This window comes from Andreesenia angusta (assembly GCF_001855385.1).
In the GTDB taxonomy this organism is placed as follows: Bacteria; Bacillota; Clostridia; order Tissierellales; family Gottschalkiaceae; genus Andreesenia; species Andreesenia angusta.
Genome location: NZ_MKIE01000001.1, coordinates 351,173 through 376,217, shown reverse-complemented (window position 1 = coordinate 376,217; position 25,045 = coordinate 351,173). Strand labels below are relative to the sequence as shown.

Genomic DNA, 25,045 nt, shown 5'->3' with positions numbered 1-25,045 from the left:
GATGGAGCGAAACTACGGCAATTTCAACATAGTGGTTTCAGGTGACATAAGCATAAATAGAACGCAGTGGATCACAAAGCCCAAGGAGATACACGGGCATAACTGGGAAGGCTACTCGCATGTCCACAGCGTTTCTAGGCCTGGAGAGTCGTTGCTGCTTGCAAAGTTTGTGGGCATATCCACCGGGGCAAACGTGGTTTCGCCCAAACTCGACGAAATAGACTTTGACAGCCTTGGGGAGTTCCTGAGCTCTACGGCGGAGCTGGAGCAGTACCCAAAGCACCCCAAGACGCCCAAGAAAAAAGTCTACAGAGTGAAGCGATTTCTAGGGTTCTCCGAGCCCTTCGGCGGCAGGCCAAAGCTCTTGAAGATAGAGCAGGATGACCCGGATTCAAAGCTGATAATAATAGACGACGAGAACAACGGATTCAACGAGTCGCCGGAGTACTGGCCAGAGGGCATAGTCACAGAGGGGAAGCGTCCTACCATAATATACAAGATGAACAACCCCATAGACTCGAATCCCCTCTGGAAGCACTTGGAGAAGAACCATCTGGAAAATACGGTCATAGTCATAAACAGCGACGACTTGAGACTGAAAGGCGTCAACATAAGCAAGAGTCTGTCTTGGGAGAAGACTTCACAGGACTTCGTATGGCAGCTGAACAACAACCCCAGACTTTCTTTTTTGCTGAACTGCAAACACCTTGTAGTTCCATTTGGGCTTGAAGGGGCCATATACTACAGGAATGAGAGCGTCGTGGAGTACAAGCTCTACTTCCTGCCTTACGCCTTTGAAGGCGAGACTATAAGGGAAGAGAGAGGCAAAATCTACGGCTTGACTTCCTGTTTTGTCTCCGGACTCTCGAAGAGCATACTGGAGATGAACTACAACAAGGAGAGCTTGGACATGGCCATAGACGAGGGGATAAGGCTTGGGATGGTGGCCTCCAATAAATACTACGTAGAAGGCTTCGGAAGCATGTGCAAAGACTGCCCTTTTCCGAGCCCCGAGATATTCAGGAGCGCAAAGTCGGACTACGTGCTGAAAGAGCATGTTCAGGACGTGAGAATCCCAAACTACATGGACATGGATTCATACCTAGACTGGTATATATTGAAAGATAAGAGCTCTGCGAGCATAGCCCAGATAGCTCAGGATATAGTCAAATGCGGAGACAAGGATGTATTAAAGTTTGTACCTGTATCCAAGTTTGGGAATCTGAAATCTGTGGACAGGACAGAGATAGAGAGCTACAGAAGCATAAAGAACCTCATGGAGGAGTATATCTCCAGCAAGTCGGTGGCAAGGCCGCTCTCTATAGCGGTATTTGGAACACCTGGATCTGGAAAGTCTTTCGGGGTCACGGAGATAGCCAAGAGCATCGCCCCGAACAGGATAGAGAAGCTGAATTTTAATCTCTCGCAGTTCAGGGACATAGACAATCTGGCGGAAGCCTTTCATAAGGTGAGAGACTTGTCGCTTCAGCAGAAGATACCGCTGGTGTTCTTTGACGAATTCGACTCGGCTTTCGGAGGGAAGCTGGGATGGCTGAAATACCTGCTGGCTCCGATGCAGGACGGGGAGTTCAGGGATGGAGACTCGGTCCACCCTATAGGCAGAGCTATATTCGTGTTTGCAGGAGGGACAAGCAGCACATACGATGAATTCTGCGAGGAGGGTTCGGAGTTCAGGGACGCAAAAGGTCCTGACTTTGTGAGCAGGCTCAGGGGTTACGTAAACATACTCGGGCCTAACAAGGTGAGCGACTCATATGACCAGCTCTATATAATAAGAAGGGCTGTGATACTCAGAACGCTTATAGAGCTAAAAGCTCCACACCTGCTAGAGGAAAACGGAAAGGCCAAGATAGACAGCGGAGTGCTTAGAGCGCTCTTGAAGGTTTCGAGGTACAAGCACGAGTCCAGGTCGATAGAGGCCATACTTGACATGAGCATGCTGACTAACGCCAAGAAATGGGGACAGTCCCAGCTTCCTTCAAAAGAGCAGTTAAAGCTCCATGTGGACGAAGACCAGTTCCTCAGGCATCTGATGCACGACGCTTTCTACAGTGAAAAGCTGGAGAGGATAGCCATGGAGATACACGAGAGGTACAGGCTTATAAACAAGGACATAAACCCGGAGTTTCTAAAGCCATGGGACGAGTTGGACGAGGAGCTCAAGAATTCGAGCAGAGACCAGGCCAAGCATATCACAAATGCTCTGCTCACAGTCCACTACGACATATCCTATGTAAAGGAAAACCCTAGGCCGATAAAGTTCACTGAAAACGAGCTTGAAATACTGGCCGAGTACGAGCACAACAGATGGTACTACCACAAGAAAGAGACTGGATGGTCATATGGAGAGGTGAAAGACAGCGAGAAAAAGACAGATCCGGAACTGGTCCCTTGGGAGGAAATCTCTAGAGCTATAAAGGAGAAAGTCAAGGAGATGGTCAGGATTTGGCCGGAGATACTGGCTGAATGCAATTTTTCCATAGAAAGGCTTAAATTTTCCGCAAACGAATACCTCTAGTCCTGGAAAATCTGGTAGAATGAGAAGCAAAGCTAGAACGAAAGATGGAGGATGTTATGAAATTTGTATCTTGGAATGTAAACGGCCTGAGGGCGTGCGTTAAAAAAGGTTTTATGGACTACTTTGAAGCTGCGGATGCAGACGTATTCTGTATTCAGGAGACAAAGCTTCAAGAAGGTCAGATAGATCTGGAGTTGGACGGGTATTTTCAGTACTGGAACTATGCAGAGAAGAAGGGCTACTCTGGGACAGCTGTATTTACAAAAGCGGAGCCCTTGAGTGTAAGCTACGGAATTGGAGAAACAGAGAACGAGCTGGAGGGGAGAATAATAACGCTTGAATTCGAAGCGTTCTACCTTGTGAATGTATACACTCCGAACTCCCAGCGAGAGCTGGCAAGGCTGGACTACAGGATGGTATGGGAAGACATATTCAGGAAGCATGTGAAATCATATGACGAGATAAAGCCGGTTGTGATCTGCGGGGATTTAAACGTAGCCCACAACGAGATAGACCTGAAAAATCCGAAGAGCAACAGAAAAAACGCCGGATTTACAGACGACGAGAGGGGAAAGCTCACAGAGCTAATAGAGTCAGGATTCACCGACAGCTTTAGAAAGCTGTATCCTGAGCAAGAAGGAGCATACACTTGGTGGTCTTATATGAGAAAGGCCAGAGAGAACAACGCCGGGTGGAGAATCGATTACTTTTTGGTTTCAGATAGGCTGAAAGAGCATATAGCTTGTGCGGGAATAGACTCTGAAGTCATGGGAAGCGACCACTGTCCCGTCACACTGAAATTGGATATGAAATAGGGGGAAGTAGGGATTGAAAATGGAAAAAGAGAAGGTTTCAAAGAAAGCAGATGAAAACCTGATACAGGCCATAAAATCTAGGGCCGCGGTGCTGCCTGAAGGGGATGTGGTGGAGAATTCAAAATATGTACTATTCACCATAGGGAAAGACAGCGAGGACGGTCATTTAAACGGGGCTATTTGCCTGGACGACTCATATGCGGCGGAAACCATGAGGGCTGCGGAAAGCTACTTCAATTCGCTCGAGCGGAACTACGTGTTCTGGGTCAGTGGATCAGAAAACAAGAAGCTGGAGAATTTGCTTAAGCAGAGCGGATACGCTCCAAAGAGAGAGCCTGGCTCGGCGGCCATGGTCATAGACAGGAAGATAGAAGGTGTAGAGCTTAAATCAGGCTATTCCATAAAATCGGTGGAGTCGGATCTAGACAGGCTGGACTTTGCGAAGGTGGTTTCTGGTTCTTTTGAAAAAGACATCGAGCTTGCAGAGCATATGTTTGGAAAAATAGAGACTCTTAAGTCCCAGGACGTAAGCGCAAAGCTGATATACGAAGGCGAGAAGCCAGTGGCCTCGGCGCTCACAGTGCTCTCAGGAGACATGGCCGGGATATATTGGGTAGGCGTAGTCGAAGAGAAGCGAAGAGAGGGACTTGGAGCCTACATAGTCCAATCAGCCACAAACGAAGGATTTGACAGAGGGGCTAGTGCTGTAGTTCTACAGGCTTCAGAAGCAGGAGAGCATCTCTACAAAAAGCTAGGCTACACTACTTTTAAGCACTACAGATGGTACCCTGTAAAGGTGTTTACAGAGTCTCTGTCTTTCTAGAGAAGAAATAGTGAAAGAGAGTGATGAAATGGCAGTGAAATTGAAAAACGACTGGAACGAGATGCTGAGAGAGGAGTTTGAAAAAGACTACTATCTCCAGCTGAGGGAGTTCCTCAAATCAGAGTACAGAAATCATGTTGTATATCCAAGCATGTACGACATATTCAGCGCACTAGACTACACCTCTTACAGCGATACAAAGGTTCTAATACTTGGACAGGACCCTTACCACGGGGAAGGTCAGGCTCACGGGCTCAGCTTTTCAGTGAAGGAAGGGGTTGCAACTCCCCCTTCCCTCAAGAACATATACAAAGAGCTTGAAGACGATCTGGGCTGTTACGTTCCAAACAACGGATACCTCAAGAAGTGGGCAGATCAAGGTGTGTTACTGCTAAACGCCGTGCTCACCGTCAGGGCGGGAGAAGCCAACTCCCACCGCGGAAAAGGCTGGGAAATACTCACAGACAAGATTATAGAGCTTTTAAGCAAGAGAGAGGATCCCATGGTATTCATACTCTGGGGCAACAACGCCAGGGCCAAGAAGAGTCTAATAGACACAGCTAGACATCTAGTCATAGAGTCGGTACATCCAAGCCCTCTTTCAGCACACAGGGGGTTCTTTGGATCGAAGCCTTTTTCAAGGGCGAACAGCTTCTTGAAATCGGCCGGGAGAGACGAGATAGACTGGCAGATAGAGAATATTTAGGGGTGAAGTTATGAAATCATACAGCAGAAAAGTTCACTACATGGAGTACAGCGGCGCTAGACCAACTCTTGGACTTGTTGTAGGCGAGAAGTGCAGTCTTATGGTAGATGCAGGCAGCTCTGTAGATCACGCTGAGGAGTTTCTGGAATGTGCAAATTCTATGGGCGTCAAAAATATAAAGTATTTGGCGATAACGCATCACCACTGGGACCATATAAGTGGAATACCATATTTGAACTTGATCTCATTAGGATCTTGCAAAACACAGGAGCAAGCAGGTCTTGATATAGGCTTTGAAAAAAAGCTTAAGTTGGATCTAGGAGGAGTGAAATGCATCGTAGAGCATATAGGCGGAGATCACTCGGACGACTCGTCGCTTGTATATGTAGAGAATGAAAAGATAATGTTTCTTGGGGATGCTACATACAGAGGTTTCTGGGGTGAGAGAAGGTACCATTCGCTTGAGAACGTGCGCAGAATATCAGATCGAATCCTGAGCTATGACTGCGAATTATATGTGACTTCGCACAAGGACCCCTACAGCAGAGCCGAGATGGAAGACATGCTCTACAGAATGATAGAGCTTGGAGAGACTTCGGAAAAATACGGTTCGCTAGAAGAGCTTAAGTCGGAGTGCCAGCTTGAATTGACAACGGAGGATGAATTCTACCTAGAGGCTTTTTATGAAGGCATCTCAAAAAAAGGAGGAGAGAGAGCTGGATAGTTGGCTCTCCCTCTTAGGAGTATATATTCAAAATTTAGTCGTTAGCTTGTCTGTTAAAAAGAATATAACAGATTCAGATTAAGTTTATATTAAGAGAAAGTTAAATTCTAAATTCGGGTAAAAGCCATGGATTATGGGTATAGTATTATACAGATATAAAATTGAAATAGAGGTGATTATATGGCAATGGTAGAAGTTAGCTTCCCTGGAGGGAAGAAAGTGGATGCCCATACTAAGGGGTTTACAATCAATACAGATCAGCCTGTGGCTGGTGGAGGAGAGAACTCGGCTCCGTCGCCGTTTGACCTTTTCCTGGCTTCCATAGCGACTTGCGCAGGCATATACGCTGTGAGCTTTTGTCAAAGCAAGGAGCTGAGTACCGAAGGTCTTAAGCTTGAGCTAGACGGAGAAAGAGACTCCGAGACAGGACTAATAGGCAGCATGACACTTAGTCTGACTCTTCCAGAGGGATTCCCAGACAAGTATAAAAATGCAATACAGAAGTCTATGGAGCTTTGCACAGTCAAGAAGCATCTGGCCAATCCGCCAAGCTTTGAGATGAAACTACTATAGAAAATAAGTGCGAAAGCACTTATTTTTTCGCGTATATGGAGGGATAGGGCTTGATAGAGGTAGTTACTAGGCAGATTTTGACTCATATATCTGAAATAATAGGGGCGGCAGCTTCCATGATAATAATATGGGGAGTGGCAGTAGCGCTCACAGGATTTATAAAAAACGAGATAAAGCGAGATCTACACAGCGAAGCGTCCCAGACCAAGAGAAGGGATATAAGACAGAGGCTAGGGGGACATCTGCTTTTAGGGCTAGAGGTTCTGATAGCGGCAGATATAATAGAGACTATAGCGAACCCTACGTCTGAAGAGATGATAAGGCTTGCAAGCATAGTGGTAATAAGGACTTTTATATCCTATTTTCTAGACAAAGAGCTCAAAGAAAATATGTAAATTCACTGTTCATAGAGCAGTATTTGGGGTATATTTAACATATCGAGGAGGAGATGAATTTGAATAAACTTACAACAATATATATAAATGACTATGATGATGACATAAGAGAGAAGCTTATGAGGCTGAAAAGAGGTCTAGAGGAGAGGGACACTCTTCTAAAAGAGATTTCAAGCAGAAAGCATGATTTCCTTATGACAAAGAAAGACGTCATAAAGGAGTATCTAGACGAGAAAGAGTACTATCCAGCTCAGTCGTACGACAACGACAGGATGAACGAGACTTTCTACTGCGAGCTTAACTCACACCATATTCGGCTGTACATAGCTGACTATATACACTTTATAGTGACTTCAGGGGACCAGTGGATGAGCTTTAAGATAGACCTGATGGTAAACGACAGAGAAGACAAGTTTGAAAAAGTCAGTGCCATAGACTCTAGAGAGGGAAAAGTGGCTTTCTACGACATACAAGAAGATATAACGCCTGAGTTTTTAGATTCAGAGATAGAGAAGCTTGAAAACAATCTGGACATATTCAGGCACAGGGTGGAGACTTATGAAGACGAGATGCTGATATACAGATATGAAGACATAATGTGTCTAAGACTCAACGAGATGCTCAGCAAGGTGCTCAACGAGACCAAGATATAGTTGAGATTCAGAAGATATCTAGAAAGAGAGATAATTATGAGATATAGAAAAGCAGGCATTTCACTGGCGATTCTGGTGGCAGTAGTGTTTGTAGGGTCTTTTCTGTTTAGCTATAGGTTTTCCTCTAGAGGTTTCTTTGACTTCGGGCAGTACCTAGAAGATCTGAAGAAAGCTGGACAGAGTTTAAGTGCGGCGATTTCAACCGAAAAGGACGCAGAGGGCACGAAGGATCAAGATAGTGGGGAAAGCGAGAAGCTTGAGGAAAAAGAGCAGACTGGATCAGAAGCTGCCGACTCCGAAGAAGTCATAGCGTACCCCAACTTAAAGGGCTATTTAGGGAAAAATCCTTACAGTACAATTTTAAGAGACAGAGACATAGTCAGGAACATGAGGTATCTCTTAGGTGCTGAAGGTTATTCGTATTTTGTGAAGAGCATACCGAATGCCAAGAGAGTCGATTTAGACAACAGCAACAGTCTTCACTCCATAGAGGGAAACATATCTAACTTAAAGGGAAAGCTCGCAGGCATAATGCAGCTAAATGAAACCGGAGATATGTACGTTGCCTATATATACGAAGACAAGCTGCTCTACTACACCAATGACAGAGAACTTTCCGGAAAAATCATGAAGGGTTCTAGGATGGAGTCCTGGATAGAATCCAATATATCCGGCAGAGAAATAGTGTATATGAATAAATAGTCGCAGATATTCTGCGATTTATTTATTTTTTGGGAAAAATAAAAATAAAGGGTATATATACTAGAAGGCAGGTGATAGGAATGAGCTCAGATGCTTATATAAACAGAATGAGAGAGGCAGACTATGAAAACTATACTTTCAAGGATAATATAGATTTGATCAGAGAGTATAAGCGGACAGGGGACAAGGACATACTGGAGATAATAATAATAGTCAACTACAGTCTGCTAAAAAAGCAGGCTAGAAAGTATGCAAGGGTAATAGAGGGCTCTTGCCTTAGCGAGGACGACTTGATCCAGATGGGATATATAGGGCTTATGAGGGCTATAGAGAAGTTCGACATATCTAAGAACAACAGCTTTTCTACCTATGCGCTATACTGGATAAAACAGAGCATGACGAGGGAGATCTCAAACAAGAACAACTCAATAAGAATCCCTGTATACATGGTGGAACAGATGCTGAAGCTTAGAAAGTTCGAGGAAGATCTTGACGAGGACATAGGTGAAGAAGAGAAGGCGAACTTGATAGAAGAGAAGCTGGACATAGACAGAGACAGGTACAATGAGATAAAGGACTACGAGAAACTATTCGGGGGAAGGCTGACTTCTCTGGACATAGAGATCGGGGAAGAGGACAGCATATCGCTTTCGGATATAATATCGAGCGACGACTCTGAGGACATAGTGTTTGACGAGATAGCCATAAACCTGCTCAGAGAGAATATAATGCTCGGACTGAGGGCTCTGTCGGAGAGGGAGGCAGATATACTTAAACTCAGATACGGCATAGAAGACGGGAATGAAAGGACGCTTGAGGAGATAGGACAGAAGTACGGCCTGACTAGAGAGCGCATAAGGCAGATAGAGGCCAAGGCACTTTGGAAGCTCAGAAACAAGAAGAAGATAGCGGATCTGAAAGACTGGTAGAGAAAAACCTCCTCTTTAAGAGGAGGCTTTTTTCCAGTAAAAAGAAGAGTGGACCTTTACAGGCTCTATAGCCTTCCTGACGACTAGGTCGCCCAGCTCAGAAGTCACGCTCTGCATAGGCAGATCTGTAAGACACGAGATCTCCCTGAGAGAGAGAAGGTCGTACTTTTCAAACAGCTCAGAGAGAGAGTAGTTGAGCCGCCTCTTTTCAGGCAGATATCCCATAATCTCCTTGAGCAGGAATACATATGTTTCATAGGGGCGCACTCCACTTATAGAGTGGCTCCGGTCATCGTCACCTATGAATACAAGCGTGGGGAAGGTATTTATTCCCAAGGCCCTTGACTCGGCGATCTCTGAGTGCAGAGACTCTTTCGTCCTGGGGTTTCTGAAATCTGAAAGAAACCTGGATTCGTCCAGTCCCGAGAGCGAAGCTATTTCCAGCAAATTCTCCTCTAGGGATATGTTTACGTCGTATATGAAGAGAGATTCTCTCAACTTCCTAAAGAAGACGCGAGCCAGTGTTTCGCCTTGCTTTTTTGCGGCTATATAGGCCAGAGACGGCGGGTAAGAGGAGTGAAGTGGATCGTTTCTCCATACAGCACCGCTTATAGGCATCCCGTACATATCCCCCACCTCTTTCCAATGGGATTCCAGATCTTCAGGCTTTGAAAAATCTGAATCCGAAACACAGTTCCAGTCCTCTAAGAGCCCGCCCATCTTGAGCACGAGGTTGAAATGATTCCCGTACTCCTCTGTTAATTTTCTGAGCACCGGTTCCATGGCCCAGCAGGCGCAGCACATTGGATCGGTGTAGTACAGTATATTCACTTTGTATTTTTCGAGTCCTTTGAAAGAATCTTCGTAGAATACAGAATTCTCAAAATTAGAACACTCACATCCAGGCTGATAGTTAAATCTCTTGATAAACATAAAAATCGCCTCCTGTAGTCTTTATACCACTTGCGGAGGCGATTTAATTAAATTTTTCTATTTATATTTCTCTATAAACTCATCGTACTCCATCATCTTGTCAAGCACAGAGTCAGGGCGTATGTCGATTATCCTATTAGCTATAGTCTGTATAAACTGGTGGTCATGAGATGTAAATAGCAGCACGCTCTTGTAGTCTCTAAGCCCGTTGTTTACAGCAGTTATAGACTCAAGGTCCAAGTGGTTTGTAGGCTGGTCCAGCATAAGCACATTGGAGTTGGAAAGCATCATCTTAGACAGCATACATCTCACTTTCTCTCCTCCAGACAGCACGCTTACGTTTTTAAGTGCCTCTTCACCCGAGAAGAGCATTCTTCCCAAAAATCCTCTTAGGTAGCTTTCAGACTTCTCTTCAGAGTACTGTCTTAGCCAGTCTATGAGGTTGAGCTTGCTTCCTTCAAAGAAAGCTGAGTTGTCTTTAGGGAAGTAAGAAGTAGTTATAGTCACACCCCATTTGAAAGATCCGCTGTCAGGCTCAAGCTCCCCGGAAAGTATCTTTAAAAGAGTAGTGTTGGCAAGCTCGTTTTCCGAGACAAGCGCTATCTTGTCGTCTTTGTTCACTGTGAAGCTAAGGTCGTCAAGCACTTTGACCCCGTCTATAGTCTTGCAGAGCTTCTCTACGCTCAGTATCTCTTTTCCGACTTCTCTTTCGATATTGAAGCCCACGAAAGGATATCTTCTAGTTGAAGGCTGTAGGTCGTCTAGCGTTATCTTGTCTAGCAGTTTCTTACGCGAAGTGGCCTGCTTGGACTTAGAGGCATTGGCGCTGAATCTAGCTATGAACTCCTGAAGTTGCTTTACCTTTTCTTCCTTTTTCTTATTTTGGTCTTTCATCATCTGAAGCGCCAGCTGGCTCGACTCGTACCAGAAGTCGTAGTTTCCTACAAACAGCTTTATCTTTCCAAAGTCTATATCAGCTATATGAGTGCAGACCTGGTTTAGGAAGTGTCTGTCGTGCGATACGACTATTACAGTTCCCTCGAAGTTTATAAGGAATTCCTCAAGCCAGTTTATAGACTTTATGTCCAGGTGGTTAGTAGGCTCGTCCAGGATTAGTATGCCAGGCTTTCCGAAAAGAGCTTGGGCAATTAGCACTTTGACTTTTTCAGCTCCACTTAGATCGGCTACTTTCTTGTAATGGTCCTCTGTGCCGATTCCAAGACCTTGAAGAAGAGATGAAGCTTCCGATTCGGCTTCCCATCCATCTAGCTCTGCAAACTCGCACTCAAGCTCAGATGCCTTTATGCCGTCTTCGTCCGAGAAGTCAGGCTTTGCATAGAGCTCGTCTTTTTCCTTCATTATCTGGTATAGACGCTCATTTCCCATTATTACAGTCTCGAGCACCTCATTTTCGTCATATCTATAGTGGTCCTGTTTCAAGACCGACATCCTGCAATTCTTGGCTACACTTACCTCTCCTGTAGTAGGGTCGAGCTCTCCAGAGAGTATTCTGAGGAAAGTGGATTTTCCGGCTCCGTTGGCACCGATTATTCCGTAGCAGTTGCCAGGGTTGAATTTCAAGTTTACTTCGTCAAACAGCTTTTTATCGCTGAACTGAAGACTTACATTGTTTACATTTATCAAAAAAATTACCTCCATTCACGTTATCAGAACCATTATAACACAATTAAGAGAGGCCATATAGCATTTATAGGCTTATAGTGAGTTTAAAATAGTTTAGTCTTGCAATAGCCAGCGATATCGCAATATGATTGGATATAAGCTATAATTGTACTGAAGAAGATATTGAAAGAGAGGACAAAGTATGAACCTTGTGAGTTTAGAGAATATAGAGAAGAGCTATGTGGAGAAAAGGCTTTTAGACGACGTAAGCCTGGGGATAAATGAAGGCGACAAGATAGGAATTATAGGGATAAACGGAACGGGGAAGTCGACGCTGCTCAAAGTAATAGCAGGTGTTGAGGAGCCTAACGAGGGCAAGGTAATCAAGAAGAACGGGATAAGGATAGAGTATCTGTCGCAGAATACTGAGCTGGACCCTGACGGAAAGATAATAGAAGAAGTCTTCAGGGGGAGCTCTCCACAGATGCAGACTCTAAAAGCCTATATACATGCGGTGAAAGATGAAAATACGGATCCAGAGGAGATGACGGAGCTGCTTGGAAAGATGGAGGAGTACAGATGTTGGAGCTTAGAGAGCGAAGCCAAAGCTGTATTGAACAGACTCGGGATAGAGGACTTTGAAAGAGAGATAAAAACCCTTTCAGGCGGCCAGAAGAAGAGGGTGGCTCTCGCCTCAGCTCTTACAAACCCGTCGGACCTGCTTATACTAGACGAGCCCACTAACCATCTAGACAGCGAGACCATATCTTGGCTTGAGAACTACTTGAACGACAGGGATGGGGCCATAGTTATGATAACGCATGATAGGTATTTCCTGGACAAGGTGGCCAACAGGATAGTGGAGCTGGACGGAGGCAAGCTCTACGAGTACAGCGGAAACTACAGCTATTTTCTGGAGGCCAAGCTGGAGCGTGAAGAGATAGAGGCCTCCACCTACAAGAAGAAGAAGTCGTTGCTTAAGAAAGAGCTGGAGTGGATGAGAAAAGGCGCAAAGGCTAGAACTACCAAGCAGAAGGCCAGGATACAGAGGTATGAGTCGCTAGACGATGAAATGCAGGGCAAAACTGTGAAAGGCGAGATGGATATATCGGTAAACAGCACAAGGCTTGGAAACAAGATAATAGAGGCCGAGGCTGTGGAAAAGTCGATGGGTGGAGAGAAGCTCATAGACGGCTTCACCTATACAGCTGTAAAGGGCGACAGGATAGGTATCGTGGGAAAAAACGGAGCCGGAAAGTCCACACTTATAAAACTTTTAAGCGGAAGCGAGAAGATAGACGGCGGAAGACTCGAGATAGGCGAGACTGTCAACATAGGGGTGTTTTCACAGGAGACATACCATATGGTCGAGAGCCAGAGGATAATAGAGTATATAAAGGAGGGGGCGGAGTACGCCAAGAACAAGGAAGGCTACAGGCTGAGCGCCTCCCAGATGCTCGAGACTTTCCTGTTTCCGCCTCATGTCCAGGGGACTTTTATCTCCAAGCTCTCGGGAGGGGAGAAGAGAAGGCTCTACCTGCTCAGAGTGCTGCTTGAAGGCCCGAACGTACTGTTCTTAGACGAGCCTACAAACGATCTAGACATAGACACATTGAGCATACTAGAGGACTATCTAGACGAATTCGAAGGCGTTGTAATAACGGTTTCGCACGACAGGTACTTTTTAGACAGGGTGGTGTCTAGGATTTTTGCCTTTGAAGACGGGAAGATAAACGACTACCCTGGAAACTACTCAGACTACAGGAGCAGAGTGGAATCTAGAGGCGATACGGAGGAAGTTCAAGTCTCCAGAAAAGATACACAGAAAGAGTCGCAAAAACAGGAAAACAGAGACAGGAAGCTAAAGTTCTCCTACAACGAGAAGAGGGAGTACGAGACTATAGACGAAGATATAGCTAAGCTGGAGATTTCCATAGAGTCAGTGGAGCTGGAGATGGCCGATGTGGCCTCGGAGTACACCAAGCTTCAAGAGCTTATGGAGAAGAAGGCAGAGCTGGAGTCGGAGCTTGAGCACAAGATGGAGAGATGGATATACCTAAGCGAGATGGCCGAGGCCATAGAGAAAGAAAAGTAGGATTACAAGAAAAAGCTAGAGAACTCAAGTCCAGTTCTCTAGCTTTTTTAATGTGATGCTCTCTGCATCGAACTCGACAAGCCCTTCGGATCTGAGCTTTGCGAGCTCTCTAGAGAGAGAAGTTCGCTGCACACCAAACAGCTGTGCCAGATCCTTCTTTGAGGTTCTGAGCTTTACCTTAGAGCTTTTCTGTGCTGTGGACTCACGAGCTAGATATTCGAATATCTTTTCTCGAAGAGATTTGTGTGAAATCATCTTTATCTTGTCGGTTAGAATAAGGGCTTTCCCAGAGATGTCTTTAAGTAGCGCCAGAAGGAAGTCTTGATTTTCCGAGCAGAGAAAGAGTATAAAGTCTCTGTCAAGCTGAAGCACCTCTGAATCGACTGGACAGAAAGCATTCATGGGGTATATATTGCTGTCTCCAAACATAAGATTTTCGCCTAGAGAAGAGATAGGGAAAAAGCTGGCTATGGTCAGGAGGTTTCCGTTTTCATCTATCTTCTGTATCTCAAGCTCTCCAGTGAGCAGCACATCCATAAACTTGCATGGATCACCTTCAGAGTGCAAAAATGTACTTTTCCTACATAGATTAGGGTATATGCTGAATCTCTCAAGAACGTCAGATAAATATTCTTTTTCAAAGCAGGAGAACAGAGGGTACTGAATAAGTGTTGAAGCTATTGAACTGTACATATGTCACCTCGAAAAATAATGCTTGGAGTTACCTGGGTAACTCTCTTGAATCTATATTAGGGTTAAAATAAGACAAAGTCAAACAAAAGGAGGCGTTTATTTGGACATATTTACTGCTGCTATGTGGATTATATCTTTAGCCATGTTCGTATATTCCATGATCAAAGACAGTGCAAAGACGATCAAGTCTATGAAGATGGCTAAAAACATGATGAAGAACATGATGGGAGAGATATTGGGGATACTATTTATAGTGGGAATGTTTCTGACCTTTGTACCTGTAGAGAGCATAAAGGGGATAGTTGGACAGTTTGGACCTGCTGTAGAGACAGGCATATTTGCGATATTTGGAGGAATAACCCTTATCCCCGCCTTTGTAGCTTTTCCGCTTGCGGGAGCGCTACGTTCTGGAGGAGTCAACACAGTCTCAGTGGCGGCTTTTTTGACTACTCTAACCATGGTGGGGCTTGCGACATTTCCACTTGAGAAAAACACTTTTGGAGTTAAATTTGCGGTGTATAGGAATGTTCTAAGCTTTGGGTTTGCAATAGCTATATCGATTCTAATGGGGGTGCTGATTTGATGAAAACTTTAAAGAAAAACAAGCTGTTGATTGCAGTTGCGCTTGCATATATTGCAGTTGCGATTTTCAGCAGACAGATGGCGCTTGACTCCGTCAAAAGCAGTGGCTACTACATAAAGGAGATGCTCCTCGTGATGCCTGTTGTGTTTATGATGATAGTCTTCATTGAGACCTGGATTCCCAAAAAAAAGATAGCCGAGTACCTTGGAGAAGACTCCGGGATAAAAGGGACAGTGTTTTCATTTCTTCTTGGAAGTCTATCGGCAGGGCCTGTATACGCGGCTTTTCCGCTATGTAATATGCTGCTCAAAAAGGGAGCCAGCGTAAAGAACGTGGTGATAATAATAGGTGCATGGGCTGTAATAAAGATACCTATGTTGGCCAACGAGGGCAGATTCTTGGGGTTTGAGTTTATGATGATAAGGTGGGTAATGACTGTGCCCATGATATACATTATGGCATTTATAATGGGAAAAGCAGTAAAGAAAGGCGACATAGAAAAGCAACAAGATTTATTATAGAAAAAAACTATAGAAATATAAAATGGCATAAAAAAAGCATATCTATTAAATGGCATAGAACCACGACTACTGGGTATAAATGTGTTACAATTGAGTAAATGACTCGGGAATAACAAAAATAGATGAAAAAGTGTGGGAAGGAGAAGCCATGATAATAGACACTCATATACACGAAAGCAAATACTCATCAGACAGCCATATGAGCTTAGATGAGGTTATAGCAACGGCCAAAGATAGAAAGCTAGACGGTGTCTGCATAACAAACCATGACAACAACAGGCTTAGGCATGAGATAGGAGAGTCGGCTGTAATAGACGGACTCTTGGTCATAGTTGGTGCAGAGATACTTACAAAGCAGGGAGATATACTGGTATACGGACTAGACGATATACCAGACTACAGGATAGAGTCAGCTGACTTGGTCAGAAAAGTCAAGATGGCGGGGGGAGTCACTGCAAGTGCGCATCCCTTTAGGACTAACAACAGAGGTCTTAAAGACTATATAAAAGAGGTGAGCGGCGACCTTACAGCTGTAGAGTCTTTCAACGGCAGTACTCATCCGCACCACAATCTCTACGCCTATGCACTGGCTACAGAGTGCAATATGCCATCTATGGGGGCTAGTGACGCACATGTCACAAAGCAGATAGGTTGCTATGCAACTAAGTTCGACGGTACTATAAGGGACCACAAGGACTTTATAGAGGCAGTGAAACTTGGGGGATTCTGTCCTGTGAAAAGGGAAAGCGGAGTCTACAGAGAGATAAATGTTTACAGCGCTCAAAAAGGGGCGTAGCGACACTTAAGAGCATCCTTGCTGAAGATGGAGGCTCTTTTTATTTTGCTAAAAAACTGTGGTATAATGTACTAAACAAATAGAAAAAGGTGATGCTATGAGCTACAACAAGCTTCCAAAGGAAAAGCTCAAATCATTGCTTCTTTTTTGGCCGATTTTCTTGAGTGCAGTGCTTTGGATTTCAGGAGAACTAGACGTCAAGAGAGCGGCAATAGTTATGGCTGTGTATATACTCAGCGTGCTTTTAAACGTCAAGAATATGCAATTCATGGTAGATAGAATCAGGCTCTTTAGGATACTTATACTGAAGATAGGCCTAGACTTCAAGAAGAGGATGGTGTTCCTCCTGGCTGGCTTCTTACTGCTGCTTTTCTTAGACGGAAGAGTCAACTTTTTATACCAGATAGTCTATATAGCACTATTCGTATCTACAGATACATATATAGGGTATCTAGGTGAAAAATACAGACAGATGTTCGGAAAGGAGTAAATATGAGAGTAAAGGGACGTATTTGGATAGAAGACGAAAATGGAGACAAGCTCTTTGGAATAGGTGTTTATGAACTTCTCATGAAGGTGAAGTCTGGAGGCTCTCTCTCTGAGGCGGCCAAGAACATGAAGATGTCTTACAACAAGGCTCACAACTTGGTAAAGGCATTAGAGAGCAGAGTCGGATTCAAGGTGCTGGATACAAAAGTGGGAGGCTCTAGAGGGGGCGGATCCTCGCTTACAGAAAGAGGAGAAGACCTGCTTGCAAGGTATAGAAAGACTATGGATAAACTGAACAAAGACATGGAAGATACATACGAACTGTATTTTTCCGACTTTGAAATAAAAAAAGAAGATTAGGATCCTAATCTTCTTTTTTGTACAGCATTTCTATATGTGGAATCCAGTCCTCCTCATAGGGAGAGCCGACTGACTCGAATCCTAGACTAGAGTAAAAGTTCAAAAGGTATAGCTGCGCAGATATCCTGACGCGATTTTCGCAAAGAACCGTCTCGACAAATTCAAGGGCTTTCTTCACCATTCTAGACCCAAGCTTTTGCTCTCTGTAGCTGCTGTCTATCAAAATTCTCCCAAGCGAAATTTCATCGTAGGAAAGACCCTTCGGAAGTATCCTGAGGTATCCCACAAGTTTTTCGCCGTCTTTGTACAGCATGTGGTAGGATTCTAGGTCTTTTCCATCGCAGTCTGGATAAGGGCATTTCTGCTCGACTATGAAGACCTCTTCTCTTTTTTTAAGAATGTCGTACAATTCTCTAGTGCTGAGTTCATCAAATTTTTTTATAGATAGATACATAACGGCTCCTTTTAAAAATATTTTTGAAAGCTGATAAAAAGTGCAACAGTTACATTTTATCACAGCCCGTGTTTAATATCTAGGGAAAGAAAAGGCGAAGATAGGCAAAATAGAGGTGAGACTTGCAGGAGTTTGTAGTATAATATACCTATTCGCAATTTGAAAAGGGGAGAGTGAAATGGACTTAAGCATGTTCAAAGAGGGAGACAGAGTTATGCTCGAAACTGTGACTCTTATGGAGGAAAATGAATTCACAACTAGAATAGAAAAGATAGAATCAAATGTACTTACAGTGCTTTCGCCCATATGCAAAGGAGCTATACTGAGGATACCTACCAACAGCAGAGTTGTAATAATAGTGTTTACAGGAGACAAGGTCTATAAAGCAAGAGGTGTAGCTATAGACAATTTCAAGGAAGGCAATTTCCACTTGAGCAAGATAGAGATCAACTCTGAGGTGGAGAGGTTTGAGAGAAGGAATTACTTCAGGCTTTCGATAATGAAGCCTGTGAGGATAATGAAGGCTGACTCCGAAGACATAGTCGAGGGCAAGACTGTAGACTTAGGTGGGGGCGGAATGCAGGTGAAAAGTGAAGAAAAGTTCTACAAGGGCCAAAAGCTGCTTGTAGAGGTGGAAATAGACGGAGAGTTTTTAGAGCTAGACGGTGAAGTGGTGAGCATAATGCCAGGTATAAACCACCACGATGAAAAGTATGGAATTAAGTTTCTAGAGCTTGGAGATAAGGTAGTAGACAAAATAGTCAGCTACATATTCTCGGTGCAGAGAGAGAGAATAAGGAACGACAGAAAAGTCAAGAGCTAAACAGAGGGGGTGTGATACAGTGCACCCTCTTTGTTTTTTTAGCTTCAAAAGGGGTAAAAAGTCCATAAAGAGAGAGGTGATAGATATGAAACGAAAAACCGTTATGGGGATACTCTTTATCTTGGCCGGGATAGTCATATTTACAGTCAGGATAAACGAGTTCAACTTTTCCACTCTGCTTCACAGGTACTGGCCTGCAGTCATAATTTTGATAGGTATACTTATACTGTTTTCAGGAGAGGGCAAAGGAATAAAGATGAGTCACGACGATATTCAGAGCGACGACTACATCGACTACATGAACATATTCTCAAGCCTTACGACTTTGAACGAGTCGTCTAAGTTCAAAGGAGGAGCGGTGACAACAGTCTTTGGAGCTGCCGAAATAGACTTAAGGCCTGCCACGATAGACCCTGAGAGGTGCGAGCTGAGCTTGACAGCCATGTTTGGTGGTGTGGAGATAAGGCTGCCGGAGAACTGCAACGTGATAATAAGCGGAATTCCCATATTTGGTGGGTGGGAGAACAAGAAGCTACCCACAAAAGATCCAAGCTTGCCAGTAGTGAGAATAAAGTGCTTTGTGGCATTTGGAGGAATAGAGATAAGCTAAAAGCGTCCATTAGGACGCTTTTACTTGTTTGAAGCCGTATGGGGGAAGAGCTTTTTAAACGCCAGCACGCCCGCATCTATGACAAAGTAGGATGCGAATACTATTCCGCCGGCTATAGCCATATGCCTTAAGCTAGAGATCGTAAAGGAAAATAGAGCTCTCCCAAAGGGGAATACAAAGCTAAGTCCGAATACAGCACTCATAGCCGATACAAGCAAGAGCTTTGGAACGGTCAGAGGCCTTGCGACTTTCAGGAGGACAACTAAGCTTATGCCGCCTGAGATAAGCACACTGAGAGTCCTGGTTGAGTCTAGGTCCAAGCCCGAGAAGTGGGCAATGGCAAACATCAGGAAAGTGGAAAGCGCAACTGTGATCCCCTTTGGTACAGTTGTGGAAAGCACCCTGTAGAGAAACCCTCGGCTGACCTTTCTGTCGTTTGGCGAAAGTGCCAAGAAGAAAGAGGGTATTCCTATGGCCAATGACCCCATAAGCGTCAAGTGTATAGGTATAAATGGATAAGGCAGCGTCGTAAGCGAGAATATAAGGGCAAGGGCTATTGAGTATATCGTCTTGGTCAGATAAAGCGCTGCAACCCTCTCTAAGTTGTTTACTATTCTCCTGCCCTCTGAAACTACTTTAGGAAGGCTTGAGAAGTTAGAGTCCAAGAGCACAAGCTGGGCTACAGACTTGGTGGCCTCGCTTCCAGAAGCCAGAGCTATTCCACAATCCGACTCTTTCAGGGCCAGTATGTCGTTTACCCCATCGCCAGTCATGGCAACTGTCTTGCCTGTAGACTTGAGAGCCTTTACAAGGTCTCGCTTTTGGTGAGGAGTAACCCTTCCAAACACAGTGTACTCTTCTAGGAATGGAACTAGCTCCGACACATCTTCAGGGAGAGTACGCGCATCTATATATCTTTCGGCATGCTCTACACCGGCCTCGCTTGCAATTGCAGATACGGTGACAGGATTATCACCAGATATTATCTTTACTTCAACGCCCTGATCCTTGAAATAGGCAAGCGTTTCTGGAGCATCCGACCTCACTCTGTCTTCAAGCACCAAAATCGCTGCAGGGGAAAGTCCAGATTTGAAGGCTGCTTCCACAGTAGAGCCACTTCCAACTGCGAACAGGAGAACCCTCTTTCCGCTCGAGGCCAAGCTATCAGCTCCATAAGCATCTAAATTGTCTGCAAGCACCTCAGGAGCCCCTAGAGCAAGCACCTTTCCGTCTGAGAGCCTTACTGCACTCCACTTTTTCTCAGATGAAAACGGGACTTTCTCGGAAACAGAAAGGCCTGGATCTACAGGGAATCTGGAAACTATGGCCTTTTTAGTCGGATTCGAAGATGCAAAAGCGTGAACAGTGGCCGCAATCTCTCGCTCTATACAGCTGCTGCTCTTGGTCTTGTCTGTGAAGATTATATCCGACAGTACTAGATTCCCCTCTGTCAAGGTTCCTGTCTTGTCGAGGCATATGGTGTCCACCCTTGCCAAGACCTCAGTGGCAGGAAGTTCCTGCACAAGTGTATTCCACTTTGAAAGCCTTATGACACCAACCAAGAAAGACACAGTAGTCAAAAGCACAAGCCCTTCTGGAACCATACCTACTATTCCGGCTATGGAGCTTAAAACGGCTTCATTCCAGGATTTGTCGCTGAAAAGAATCTGGCTGGCCATAAGAAGAGATCCCAAGGGAAGCAGTATCCATATTATGCCCTTTACTATTCTATCTATAGAGCTTCTAAGCTCCGAGTTTATCTTCTTGAACTTCTTAGCCTCATCTGAAAGCTTTGAAATATAAGTTTTCTCACCTACATCTGTGATTTTCAAAAGCCCGCCGCCTGAGACCACAAAGCTTCCGGAAAGAATTTGGGCTCCGCTCGACTTCAAGACAGGGTCAGATTCTCCTGTAAGAGATGACTCGTCTACTTCAAGCAGCTCCTCGGACAGCAGAATTCCGTCTGCTGCGATTTGATCCCCTGGGCTCAAAGCCACAACATCATCCAAGACTATCTCTTCTCCAGGGATACTCACTAGATCGCCATCTCTAAGCACTTCTACAGAGTTCTGGTTCAGAAGCGACAGCTTCTCTATTGTGGACTTGGCTTTCAGCTCCTGAAAAATACCCATAGCGGTATTTGTGAGTATGACACCTGCAAAGAGAGCGTTTTTAGGAGAGCCTGCCAAAAGCACAAGCGAAGCCAACACAAGGTTCAAGCCGTTAAAGAGCGTGAAGACATTGGACCTTATGATCTGTCCAACAGTCCTGGCGGGAAGAGCCGGCCTGGTGTTTATAAGTCCTTTAGATATTCTTTCATTTACCTCTAGTGAATTAAGTCCTCTAATATTTTTCATAGGATATCTCCTTTTCGAAAACACGTCATATACATATAATACCACGAAATCAACAAAAAACACATAAATATAGTTAATGTAAAGCTCAAAATCCAAAAAGAGATTAAAGAAAAATAGAGTGTGTAGTATACTGTGAGTATATGAAAAATAGGGAGGAGACTTGATATGCAAAAAACAAACGGAGGATTCAGCAATATGGATGTAGACACTGTGAGCCCTAAGGAGATGCTAGACAACTTCAAGCTTATAGAAAAAAACATACCTATAATGAAAGACAGGCTTTCAAAAAAGCTCAGAGAGAAGGACGGAGTGCTTAAGTCGGTGGACATAGAGGAGCTTATAGAGAGTTCGCTAGACGAAAGCGGGCTAGCTCCAGCGGGAAGGAGAATACTAGAGGGCTTCTATGAAATCTGGATGAGCATATTTATGATGGTTGGAAATGACAAGGAATCTCTTATAATAGCGCTTAGAACTATAGGGATAGAAATATAGAGATCAAAATAGCATTAAATCCTCGATTAAATCCACAGTAAATGAGTATATATTACTTATAGGGCTTAAACACGAGGAGATGATTTTTTTGTTGGATAAAGATCGCATAGAAAAGTACAGAGTTGATATAGACAATCTGGAAAATGGATGCAACAAGATAGAGCTGGATTTTGGGACTACAGAAGAGCTGGAGACTAGCAACGAGATAATAGGCCAGGAAAGGGCGGCCAAGGCCATAGACTTCGGGCTTGGAGTGAGAAAGAAAGGCTACAACATATTTGTGATGGGGCATAGCGGGACGGGCAGGAACAGCTATGTGAAGTTTATAACTGGAGAGAAAGCCAAAGGGGAACACAAGCCGTCGGACTGGGTATACGTATACAACTTCAAGACACCGCATATGCCTATTGCGCTTGAGCTGGAGCCTGGAACTGGAAAAAAATTCGGCAAGCAAGTGGAGAATATAATAAACATACTGAAAAAAGAGCTAGGGAGCATATTCCTGAGCAAGGACTACGAAAATGACAGAAACAATCTGATTCACGACTATGAAGAAGAATATGACAAGGTGGTCAACACCATAAACGAAATAGCTGAAAAGTATGGATTTAAGTTTGACAGGCTAGAGGATGACAGGGTCGTGAGCATTCCAGTAAAGAATGGAAGGCCGATGAACGAAGCCCAGATAAAGAGACTGAGGCAGGAGGAGCTAGACGAGCTGAAGGAGAACAACAACCAGCTGAGTTTAGAGACTGTGGAGCTTTTCAACAAGCTGAGGCTGCTGAGAGAGGAGCTTCAAGAGAAGCTGGACAGGCTAGATAAGTCGACGGCGAACAAGCTTGTGAAGTTTCATATAGAGAAAGTGAAGCAAAAATACAAGAGTGAGAATGTACAGAAATACCTGACTTCTCTGGAAGAGGATATATCCGAGAACGTGGGAAACATAAAGAAAGCCATGGAATCTGGAAAAGGGAATATATTCGAGATGATGCAGTCTAGAATAGACGAGACTTTTTTTAAGAGGTATGAAGTAAACCATTTTCTAGAAGACAGAGAGGGAAGCGGTTCGCCAGTTGTGTTCGAGTCGAATCCGACTTACTACAACCTCATAGGGTCAATAGAGTATACGAATGAGATGGGCGTTATGAAGACTGATTTCACCCAGATAAAGCCTGGCGCAATACATATGGCCAACGGGGGCTATCTAATACTTCAGGCCAAAGAGCTGCTTTCCAATCCGTTTGCTTGGCAGGCGCTCAAGAGGTCGCTTTTGACAGACGAGATAAACATAGAGTCTCTGGAGAGGCAGTACGGCTATGTAGTGACTTCGACGCTCAAGCCGCAGCCCATACCTCTCGATCTTAAAGTCATAATAATAGGAGATGCATATACCTACTACCTTCTATACACATATGACGAGGATTTCAAGAAGCTCTTTAAAGTGCTTGCTGAGTTTGACGTTGAGATGAGCAGAGACCCTGAGAATATAGAGAAGATGGGCAAGTTTATAGCGACTCACTGCCAGAGGGAGAAGCTCAAGCACTTCGAGAAGCCAGCAGTTTGCAAGATAATAGAGTACAGCTCAAGGCTTGCAGAAGGCCAGAAGAAACTAAGTTCGAGATTTAACCAGATAGTGGAATTGATACATGAAGCCGACTACTGGGCAGAGAAGAGCGGAGCGCCTTTCGTCAGCGAGGACCATGTCATAAAAGCCCTCGAAGAAAAAGTTTTTAGAAACAATCTCTATGAGGAGAAGATACTAGAGATGTTTGAAGACGAGGACTATGTACTAGATGTATACGGAGAGAAAGTAGGGGAGATAAACGGGCTAGCTGTTACAGGCACAGGCGAGTACAGCTTCGGAAAGCCGAGCAAGATAACTGTATCCACCTATGTCGGAAAGTCTGGAATCGTAAATATAGAGAGAGAAGCCAAAACAAGCGGAAAGATACATGACAAGGGAGTCATGATAATAAGCGGATACCTTGGGGAGAAGTATGCCCACGACAAGCCGCTCGCTCTGAACGCAAACGTGGTGTTCGAGCAGCTTTACTCTGGGGTAGAAGGCGACAGTGCCTCAAGCACCGAGCTATATGCAATACTCTCTAGCATCTCAGGAGTTCCTATAAAGCAGTATATAGCCGTTACAGGCTCAGTGAACCAGAGAGGGCAGATACAGCCTATAGGAGGAGTGAACGAGAAGATAGAGGGATTCTACAAGGTCTGCAAGCTGAAAGGGCTTACAGGACAGCAGGGTGTCATGATTCCACATCAGAACGTAAAGAACCTTATGCTAGACGATGAAGTGAAAGCGGCTATAAACAGGGGAGAGTTCAGCATATACTCCGTAAAGACTATAGACGAGGGGATAGAGATACTGATGGGCATGGAGGCAGAAGATGTCCACAGCCTTGTAAACAAGAAGCTAGAAGACACTCTCAAAAAACTAAAGAGCTTGAATTCAGACTCCAGTGAAAAGTCAGAAAAATAAAGAAAGCTAAAGAGGTGAAAGATTTGACACTAGAGGCCGACTACGAGTACTGCAGAAATATAATAATGGAAAACTCAAAAACTTTCTACAAGGCTTTTTCCAAGCTGCCTGAGAGAAAGAGAAATGCCATATACTCAGTATATGCATACTGCAGAACCAGCGATGACATAATAGACGAAGAAAACGACTTAGACAAGCTTATGGAGTACAGAGAAGAGCTTAGACTGTTCCAAGAGGGAAAAGAGAAGGACAGCCCCATCTGGAGGACGCTTAGAGATGTGTTTCAAAACTACGAGATGAGCATAGAGCCTTTTTACGACATGCTTGAGGGGCAGTATCGAGATGCGCACTTCAAGAACATAGAGACAGAGTCAGAGCTGGACAGCTACTGCTACTATGTAGCTGGAACAGTAGGGCTCATGGTGATACCTATACTCTCAGAAAAACACCACGCTGAGCTTAGAGAAACGGCCGTAATGCTTGGGAAAGCCATGCAGATAACCAATATACTCAGAGACGTAGGAGAGGACAACAGAAAGGGTAGGATATACCTCTCCAAGGAGAAGCTAGATAAGCACGGCTACTCGGAGGAAGAGCTGAAGTCCGGGATTATAGACAGCAGGTTTATAGCTCTTTGGGAGGACTACGCAGGAGAGGCGGAGAATCTATATGAAGCTGTAAAGTCAAAATACCACCTCTTTGACTCAGACAGCTTGAGGCCCGTAAAGCTGGCATCTGAATACTACAGAGCTATACTCGACGGGGTGAGGAAAAACAAATACGACTGCTTCAGCAAGAGGGCTTATGTAAGTGACTTCAGGAAGCTGAGAATGGCACTAAAAATAGCGATAGGAAGATAATCCTAT

Annotated in this window: 26 protein-coding genes; 21 read left to right on the top strand and 5 right to left on the bottom strand. The window is 44.5% G+C overall.

Features of this window, described 5'->3' with window-relative positions; translation table 11 throughout:
• The first annotated feature begins 1 nt into the window (after position 1).
• From EUAN_RS01765 to EUAN_RS01720, 10 genes are all read left to right on the top strand, one after another.
• Complete coding sequence (locus EUAN_RS01765; RefSeq protein ID WP_071061023.1) at positions 2 to 2,539, top strand: RyR domain-containing protein; 2,538 nt, start codon at positions 2 to 4, stop codon at positions 2,537 to 2,539.
• A 56-nt stretch (positions 2,540 to 2,595) separates the two neighbouring features.
• Positions 2,596 to 3,354 (top strand): exodeoxyribonuclease III, encoded by a 759-nt coding sequence (locus EUAN_RS01760; protein ID WP_071061021.1) that lies wholly within the window; start codon positions 2,596 to 2,598, stop codon positions 3,352 to 3,354.
• Between the two features lie 19 nt (positions 3,355 to 3,373).
• A complete protein-coding gene (locus EUAN_RS01755) occupies positions 3,374 to 4,177 on the top strand; it encodes a GNAT family N-acetyltransferase (protein WP_245674427.1) in 804 nt (267 codons plus the stop codon).
• Between the two features lie 28 nt (positions 4,178 to 4,205).
• A complete protein-coding gene (locus EUAN_RS01750; protein ID WP_071061018.1) occupies positions 4,206 to 4,883 on the top strand; it encodes a uracil-DNA glycosylase in 678 nt (225 codons plus the stop codon).
• A 10-nt stretch (positions 4,884 to 4,893) separates the two neighbouring features.
• The gene (locus EUAN_RS01745) at positions 4,894 to 5,607 is read left to right on the top strand and encodes an MBL fold metallo-hydrolase (RefSeq protein ID WP_071061015.1); all 714 of its coding nucleotides are present in this window, start codon (positions 4,894 to 4,896) and stop codon (positions 5,605 to 5,607) included.
• A 180-nt stretch (positions 5,608 to 5,787) separates the two neighbouring features.
• On the top strand, positions 5,788 to 6,180 hold the full coding sequence (locus EUAN_RS01740) for an OsmC family protein (RefSeq protein ID WP_071061013.1): 393 nt from the start codon (positions 5,788 to 5,790) through the stop codon (positions 6,178 to 6,180).
• A gap of 50 nt (positions 6,181 to 6,230) precedes the next feature.
• On the top strand, positions 6,231 to 6,575 hold the full coding sequence (locus EUAN_RS01735; protein WP_211266246.1) for a DUF1622 domain-containing protein: 345 nt from the start codon (positions 6,231 to 6,233) through the stop codon (positions 6,573 to 6,575).
• Between the two features lie 59 nt (positions 6,576 to 6,634).
• Complete coding sequence (locus EUAN_RS01730) at positions 6,635 to 7,228, top strand: hypothetical protein (protein ID WP_071061010.1); 594 nt, start codon at positions 6,635 to 6,637, stop codon at positions 7,226 to 7,228.
• Between the two features lie 36 nt (positions 7,229 to 7,264).
• A complete protein-coding gene (locus tag EUAN_RS01725; RefSeq protein ID WP_143000696.1) occupies positions 7,265 to 7,930 on the top strand; it encodes a hypothetical protein in 666 nt (221 codons plus the stop codon).
• 29 nt (positions 7,931 to 7,959) lie between these two features.
• Complete coding sequence (locus tag EUAN_RS01720) at positions 7,960 to 8,859, top strand: sigma-70 family RNA polymerase sigma factor (protein WP_169817311.1); 900 nt, start codon at positions 7,960 to 7,962, stop codon at positions 8,857 to 8,859.
• 15 nt (positions 8,860 to 8,874) lie between these two features.
• On the opposite strand, the gene EUAN_RS01715 is transcribed toward EUAN_RS01720, so the two are convergent.
• Both EUAN_RS01715 and EUAN_RS01710 read right to left on the bottom strand, forming a co-directional pair.
• Positions 8,875 to 9,792, bottom strand: coding sequence for a DsbA family protein (locus EUAN_RS01715; RefSeq protein WP_071061004.1), 918 nt, complete (start codon positions 9,790 to 9,792; stop codon positions 8,875 to 8,877).
• A 57-nt stretch (positions 9,793 to 9,849) separates the two neighbouring features.
• Positions 9,850 to 11,436 (bottom strand): ABC-F family ATP-binding cassette domain-containing protein, encoded by a 1,587-nt coding sequence (locus EUAN_RS01710; protein WP_071061002.1) that lies wholly within the window; start codon positions 11,434 to 11,436, stop codon positions 9,850 to 9,852.
• A 181-nt stretch (positions 11,437 to 11,617) separates the two neighbouring features.
• Between EUAN_RS01710 and EUAN_RS01705 the strand changes: the two genes are divergently transcribed.
• Positions 11,618 to 13,510, top strand: coding sequence for an ABC-F family ATP-binding cassette domain-containing protein (locus tag EUAN_RS01705; RefSeq protein ID WP_071060999.1), 1,893 nt, complete (start codon positions 11,618 to 11,620; stop codon positions 13,508 to 13,510).
• A 24-nt stretch (positions 13,511 to 13,534) separates the two neighbouring features.
• On the opposite strand, the gene EUAN_RS01700 is transcribed toward EUAN_RS01705, so the two are convergent.
• On the bottom strand, positions 13,535 to 14,203 hold the full coding sequence (locus EUAN_RS01700) for a Crp/Fnr family transcriptional regulator (protein ID WP_071060997.1): 669 nt from the start codon (positions 14,201 to 14,203) through the stop codon (positions 13,535 to 13,537).
• Positions 14,204 to 14,303: 100 nt separating this feature from the next.
• Here EUAN_RS01700 and EUAN_RS01695 point away from each other — a divergent pair, with 100 nt between their 5' ends.
• The 5 genes from EUAN_RS01695 (at position 14,304) to EUAN_RS01675 (ending at position 16,952) form a co-directional block, all read left to right on the top strand.
• Positions 14,304 to 14,786 (top strand): permease, encoded by a 483-nt coding sequence (locus tag EUAN_RS01695; protein ID WP_071060995.1) that lies wholly within the window; start codon positions 14,304 to 14,306, stop codon positions 14,784 to 14,786.
• Positions 14,786 to 15,307, top strand: a complete 522-nt coding sequence (locus tag EUAN_RS01690; protein ID WP_097678044.1) for a permease — start codon at positions 14,786 to 14,788, stop codon at positions 15,305 to 15,307. The genes EUAN_RS01695 and EUAN_RS01690 overlap by 1 nt, the downstream gene beginning before the upstream one ends.
• A 130-nt stretch (positions 15,308 to 15,437) precedes the next feature.
• A complete protein-coding gene (locus tag EUAN_RS01685; protein ID WP_245674416.1) occupies positions 15,438 to 16,103 on the top strand; it encodes a PHP-associated domain-containing protein in 666 nt (221 codons plus the stop codon).
• 97 nt (positions 16,104 to 16,200) lie between these two features.
• Positions 16,201 to 16,593, top strand: coding sequence for a hypothetical protein (locus tag EUAN_RS01680; protein WP_071060989.1), 393 nt, complete (start codon positions 16,201 to 16,203; stop codon positions 16,591 to 16,593).
• A gap of 2 nt (positions 16,594 to 16,595) precedes the next feature.
• Entirely contained in the window at positions 16,596 to 16,952 is a 357-nt protein-coding gene (locus EUAN_RS01675; RefSeq protein ID WP_071060987.1) for a winged helix-turn-helix domain-containing protein, read from the top strand.
• 4 nt (positions 16,953 to 16,956) lie between these two features.
• On the opposite strand, the gene EUAN_RS01670 is transcribed toward EUAN_RS01675, so the two are convergent.
• A complete protein-coding gene (locus EUAN_RS01670) occupies positions 16,957 to 17,406 on the bottom strand; it encodes a GNAT family N-acetyltransferase (RefSeq protein WP_071060985.1) in 450 nt (149 codons plus the stop codon).
• A gap of 178 nt (positions 17,407 to 17,584) precedes the next feature.
• Between EUAN_RS01670 and EUAN_RS01665 the strand changes: the two genes are divergently transcribed.
• Both EUAN_RS01665 and EUAN_RS01660 read left to right on the top strand, forming a co-directional pair.
• Positions 17,585 to 18,229: a flagellar brake protein gene (locus EUAN_RS01665; protein WP_071060983.1), complete on the top strand. Its 645-nt coding sequence runs from the start codon at positions 17,585 to 17,587 to the stop codon at positions 18,227 to 18,229.
• Positions 18,230 to 18,314: 85 nt separating this feature from the next.
• Complete coding sequence (locus EUAN_RS01660) at positions 18,315 to 18,839, top strand: LiaF transmembrane domain-containing protein (protein ID WP_143000695.1); 525 nt, start codon at positions 18,315 to 18,317, stop codon at positions 18,837 to 18,839.
• Positions 18,840 to 18,859: 20 nt separating this feature from the next.
• Here EUAN_RS01660 and EUAN_RS01655 read toward each other — a convergent pair whose 3' ends face one another.
• Positions 18,860 to 21,196, bottom strand: a complete 2,337-nt coding sequence (locus EUAN_RS01655) for an HAD-IC family P-type ATPase (RefSeq protein ID WP_071060979.1) — start codon at positions 21,194 to 21,196, stop codon at positions 18,860 to 18,862.
• Positions 21,197 to 21,361: 165 nt separating this feature from the next.
• On the opposite strand from EUAN_RS01655, the gene EUAN_RS01650 reads away from it, so the two are divergent.
• The 3 genes from EUAN_RS01650 (at position 21,362) to EUAN_RS01640 (ending at position 25,039) form a co-directional block, all read left to right on the top strand.
• Complete coding sequence (locus EUAN_RS01650) at positions 21,362 to 21,688, top strand: hypothetical protein (protein WP_071060977.1); 327 nt, start codon at positions 21,362 to 21,364, stop codon at positions 21,686 to 21,688.
• A gap of 88 nt (positions 21,689 to 21,776) precedes the next feature.
• The gene (locus EUAN_RS01645) at positions 21,777 to 24,179 is read left to right on the top strand and encodes a Lon protease family protein (protein ID WP_245674415.1); all 2,403 of its coding nucleotides are present in this window, start codon (positions 21,777 to 21,779) and stop codon (positions 24,177 to 24,179) included.
• Positions 24,180 to 24,193: 14 nt separating this feature from the next.
• Positions 24,194 to 25,039: a phytoene/squalene synthase family protein gene (locus EUAN_RS01640; protein ID WP_211266245.1), complete on the top strand. Its 846-nt coding sequence runs from the start codon at positions 24,194 to 24,196 to the stop codon at positions 25,037 to 25,039.
• Positions 25,040 to 25,045 lie beyond the last annotated feature (6 nt).

What these genes read in the sequence shown, in the direction of transcription:
- EUAN_RS01675 (WP_071060987.1), top strand. Translation starts at nt 16,596, where the DNA reads ATGAGAGTAAAGGGACGTATTTGGATAGAAGACGAAAATGGAGACAAG.
- EUAN_RS01680 (WP_071060989.1), top strand. Translation starts at nt 16,201, where the DNA reads ATGAGCTACAACAAGCTTCCAAAGGAAAAGCTCAAATCATTGCTTCTT.
- EUAN_RS01765 (WP_071061023.1), top strand. Translation starts at nt 2, where the DNA reads ATGGAGCGAAACTACGGCAATTTCAACATAGTGGTTTCAGGTGACATA.
- EUAN_RS01665 (WP_071060983.1), top strand. Translation starts at nt 17,585, where the DNA reads ATGGACTTAAGCATGTTCAAAGAGGGAGACAGAGTTATGCTCGAAACT.
- EUAN_RS01660 (WP_143000695.1), top strand. Translation starts at nt 18,315, where the DNA reads ATGAAACGAAAAACCGTTATGGGGATACTCTTTATCTTGGCCGGGATA.
- EUAN_RS01740 (WP_071061013.1), top strand. Translation starts at nt 5,788, where the DNA reads ATGGCAATGGTAGAAGTTAGCTTCCCTGGAGGGAAGAAAGTGGATGCC.
- EUAN_RS01650 (WP_071060977.1), top strand. Translation starts at nt 21,362, where the DNA reads ATGCAAAAAACAAACGGAGGATTCAGCAATATGGATGTAGACACTGTG.
- EUAN_RS01690 (WP_097678044.1), top strand. Translation starts at nt 14,786, where the DNA reads ATGAAAACTTTAAAGAAAAACAAGCTGTTGATTGCAGTTGCGCTTGCA.
- EUAN_RS01750 (WP_071061018.1), top strand. Translation starts at nt 4,206, where the DNA reads ATGGCAGTGAAATTGAAAAACGACTGGAACGAGATGCTGAGAGAGGAG.
- EUAN_RS01670 (WP_071060985.1), bottom strand. Translation starts at nt 17,406, where the DNA reads ATGTATCTATCTATAAAAAAATTTGATGAACTCAGCACTAGAGAATTG.
- EUAN_RS01655 (WP_071060979.1), bottom strand. Translation starts at nt 21,196, where the DNA reads ATGAAAAATATTAGAGGACTTAATTCACTAGAGGTAAATGAAAGAATA.
- EUAN_RS01725 (WP_143000696.1), top strand. Translation starts at nt 7,265, where the DNA reads ATGAGATATAGAAAAGCAGGCATTTCACTGGCGATTCTGGTGGCAGTA.
- EUAN_RS01760 (WP_071061021.1), top strand. Translation starts at nt 2,596, where the DNA reads ATGAAATTTGTATCTTGGAATGTAAACGGCCTGAGGGCGTGCGTTAAA.
- EUAN_RS01705 (WP_071060999.1), top strand. Translation starts at nt 11,618, where the DNA reads ATGAACCTTGTGAGTTTAGAGAATATAGAGAAGAGCTATGTGGAGAAA.
- EUAN_RS01715 (WP_071061004.1), bottom strand. Translation starts at nt 9,792, where the DNA reads ATGTTTATCAAGAGATTTAACTATCAGCCTGGATGTGAGTGTTCTAAT.
- EUAN_RS01700 (WP_071060997.1), bottom strand. Translation starts at nt 14,203, where the DNA reads ATGTACAGTTCAATAGCTTCAACACTTATTCAGTACCCTCTGTTCTCC.
- EUAN_RS01745 (WP_071061015.1), top strand. Translation starts at nt 4,894, where the DNA reads ATGAAATCATACAGCAGAAAAGTTCACTACATGGAGTACAGCGGCGCT.
- EUAN_RS01755 (WP_245674427.1), top strand. Translation starts at nt 3,374, where the DNA reads ATGGAAAAAGAGAAGGTTTCAAAGAAAGCAGATGAAAACCTGATACAG.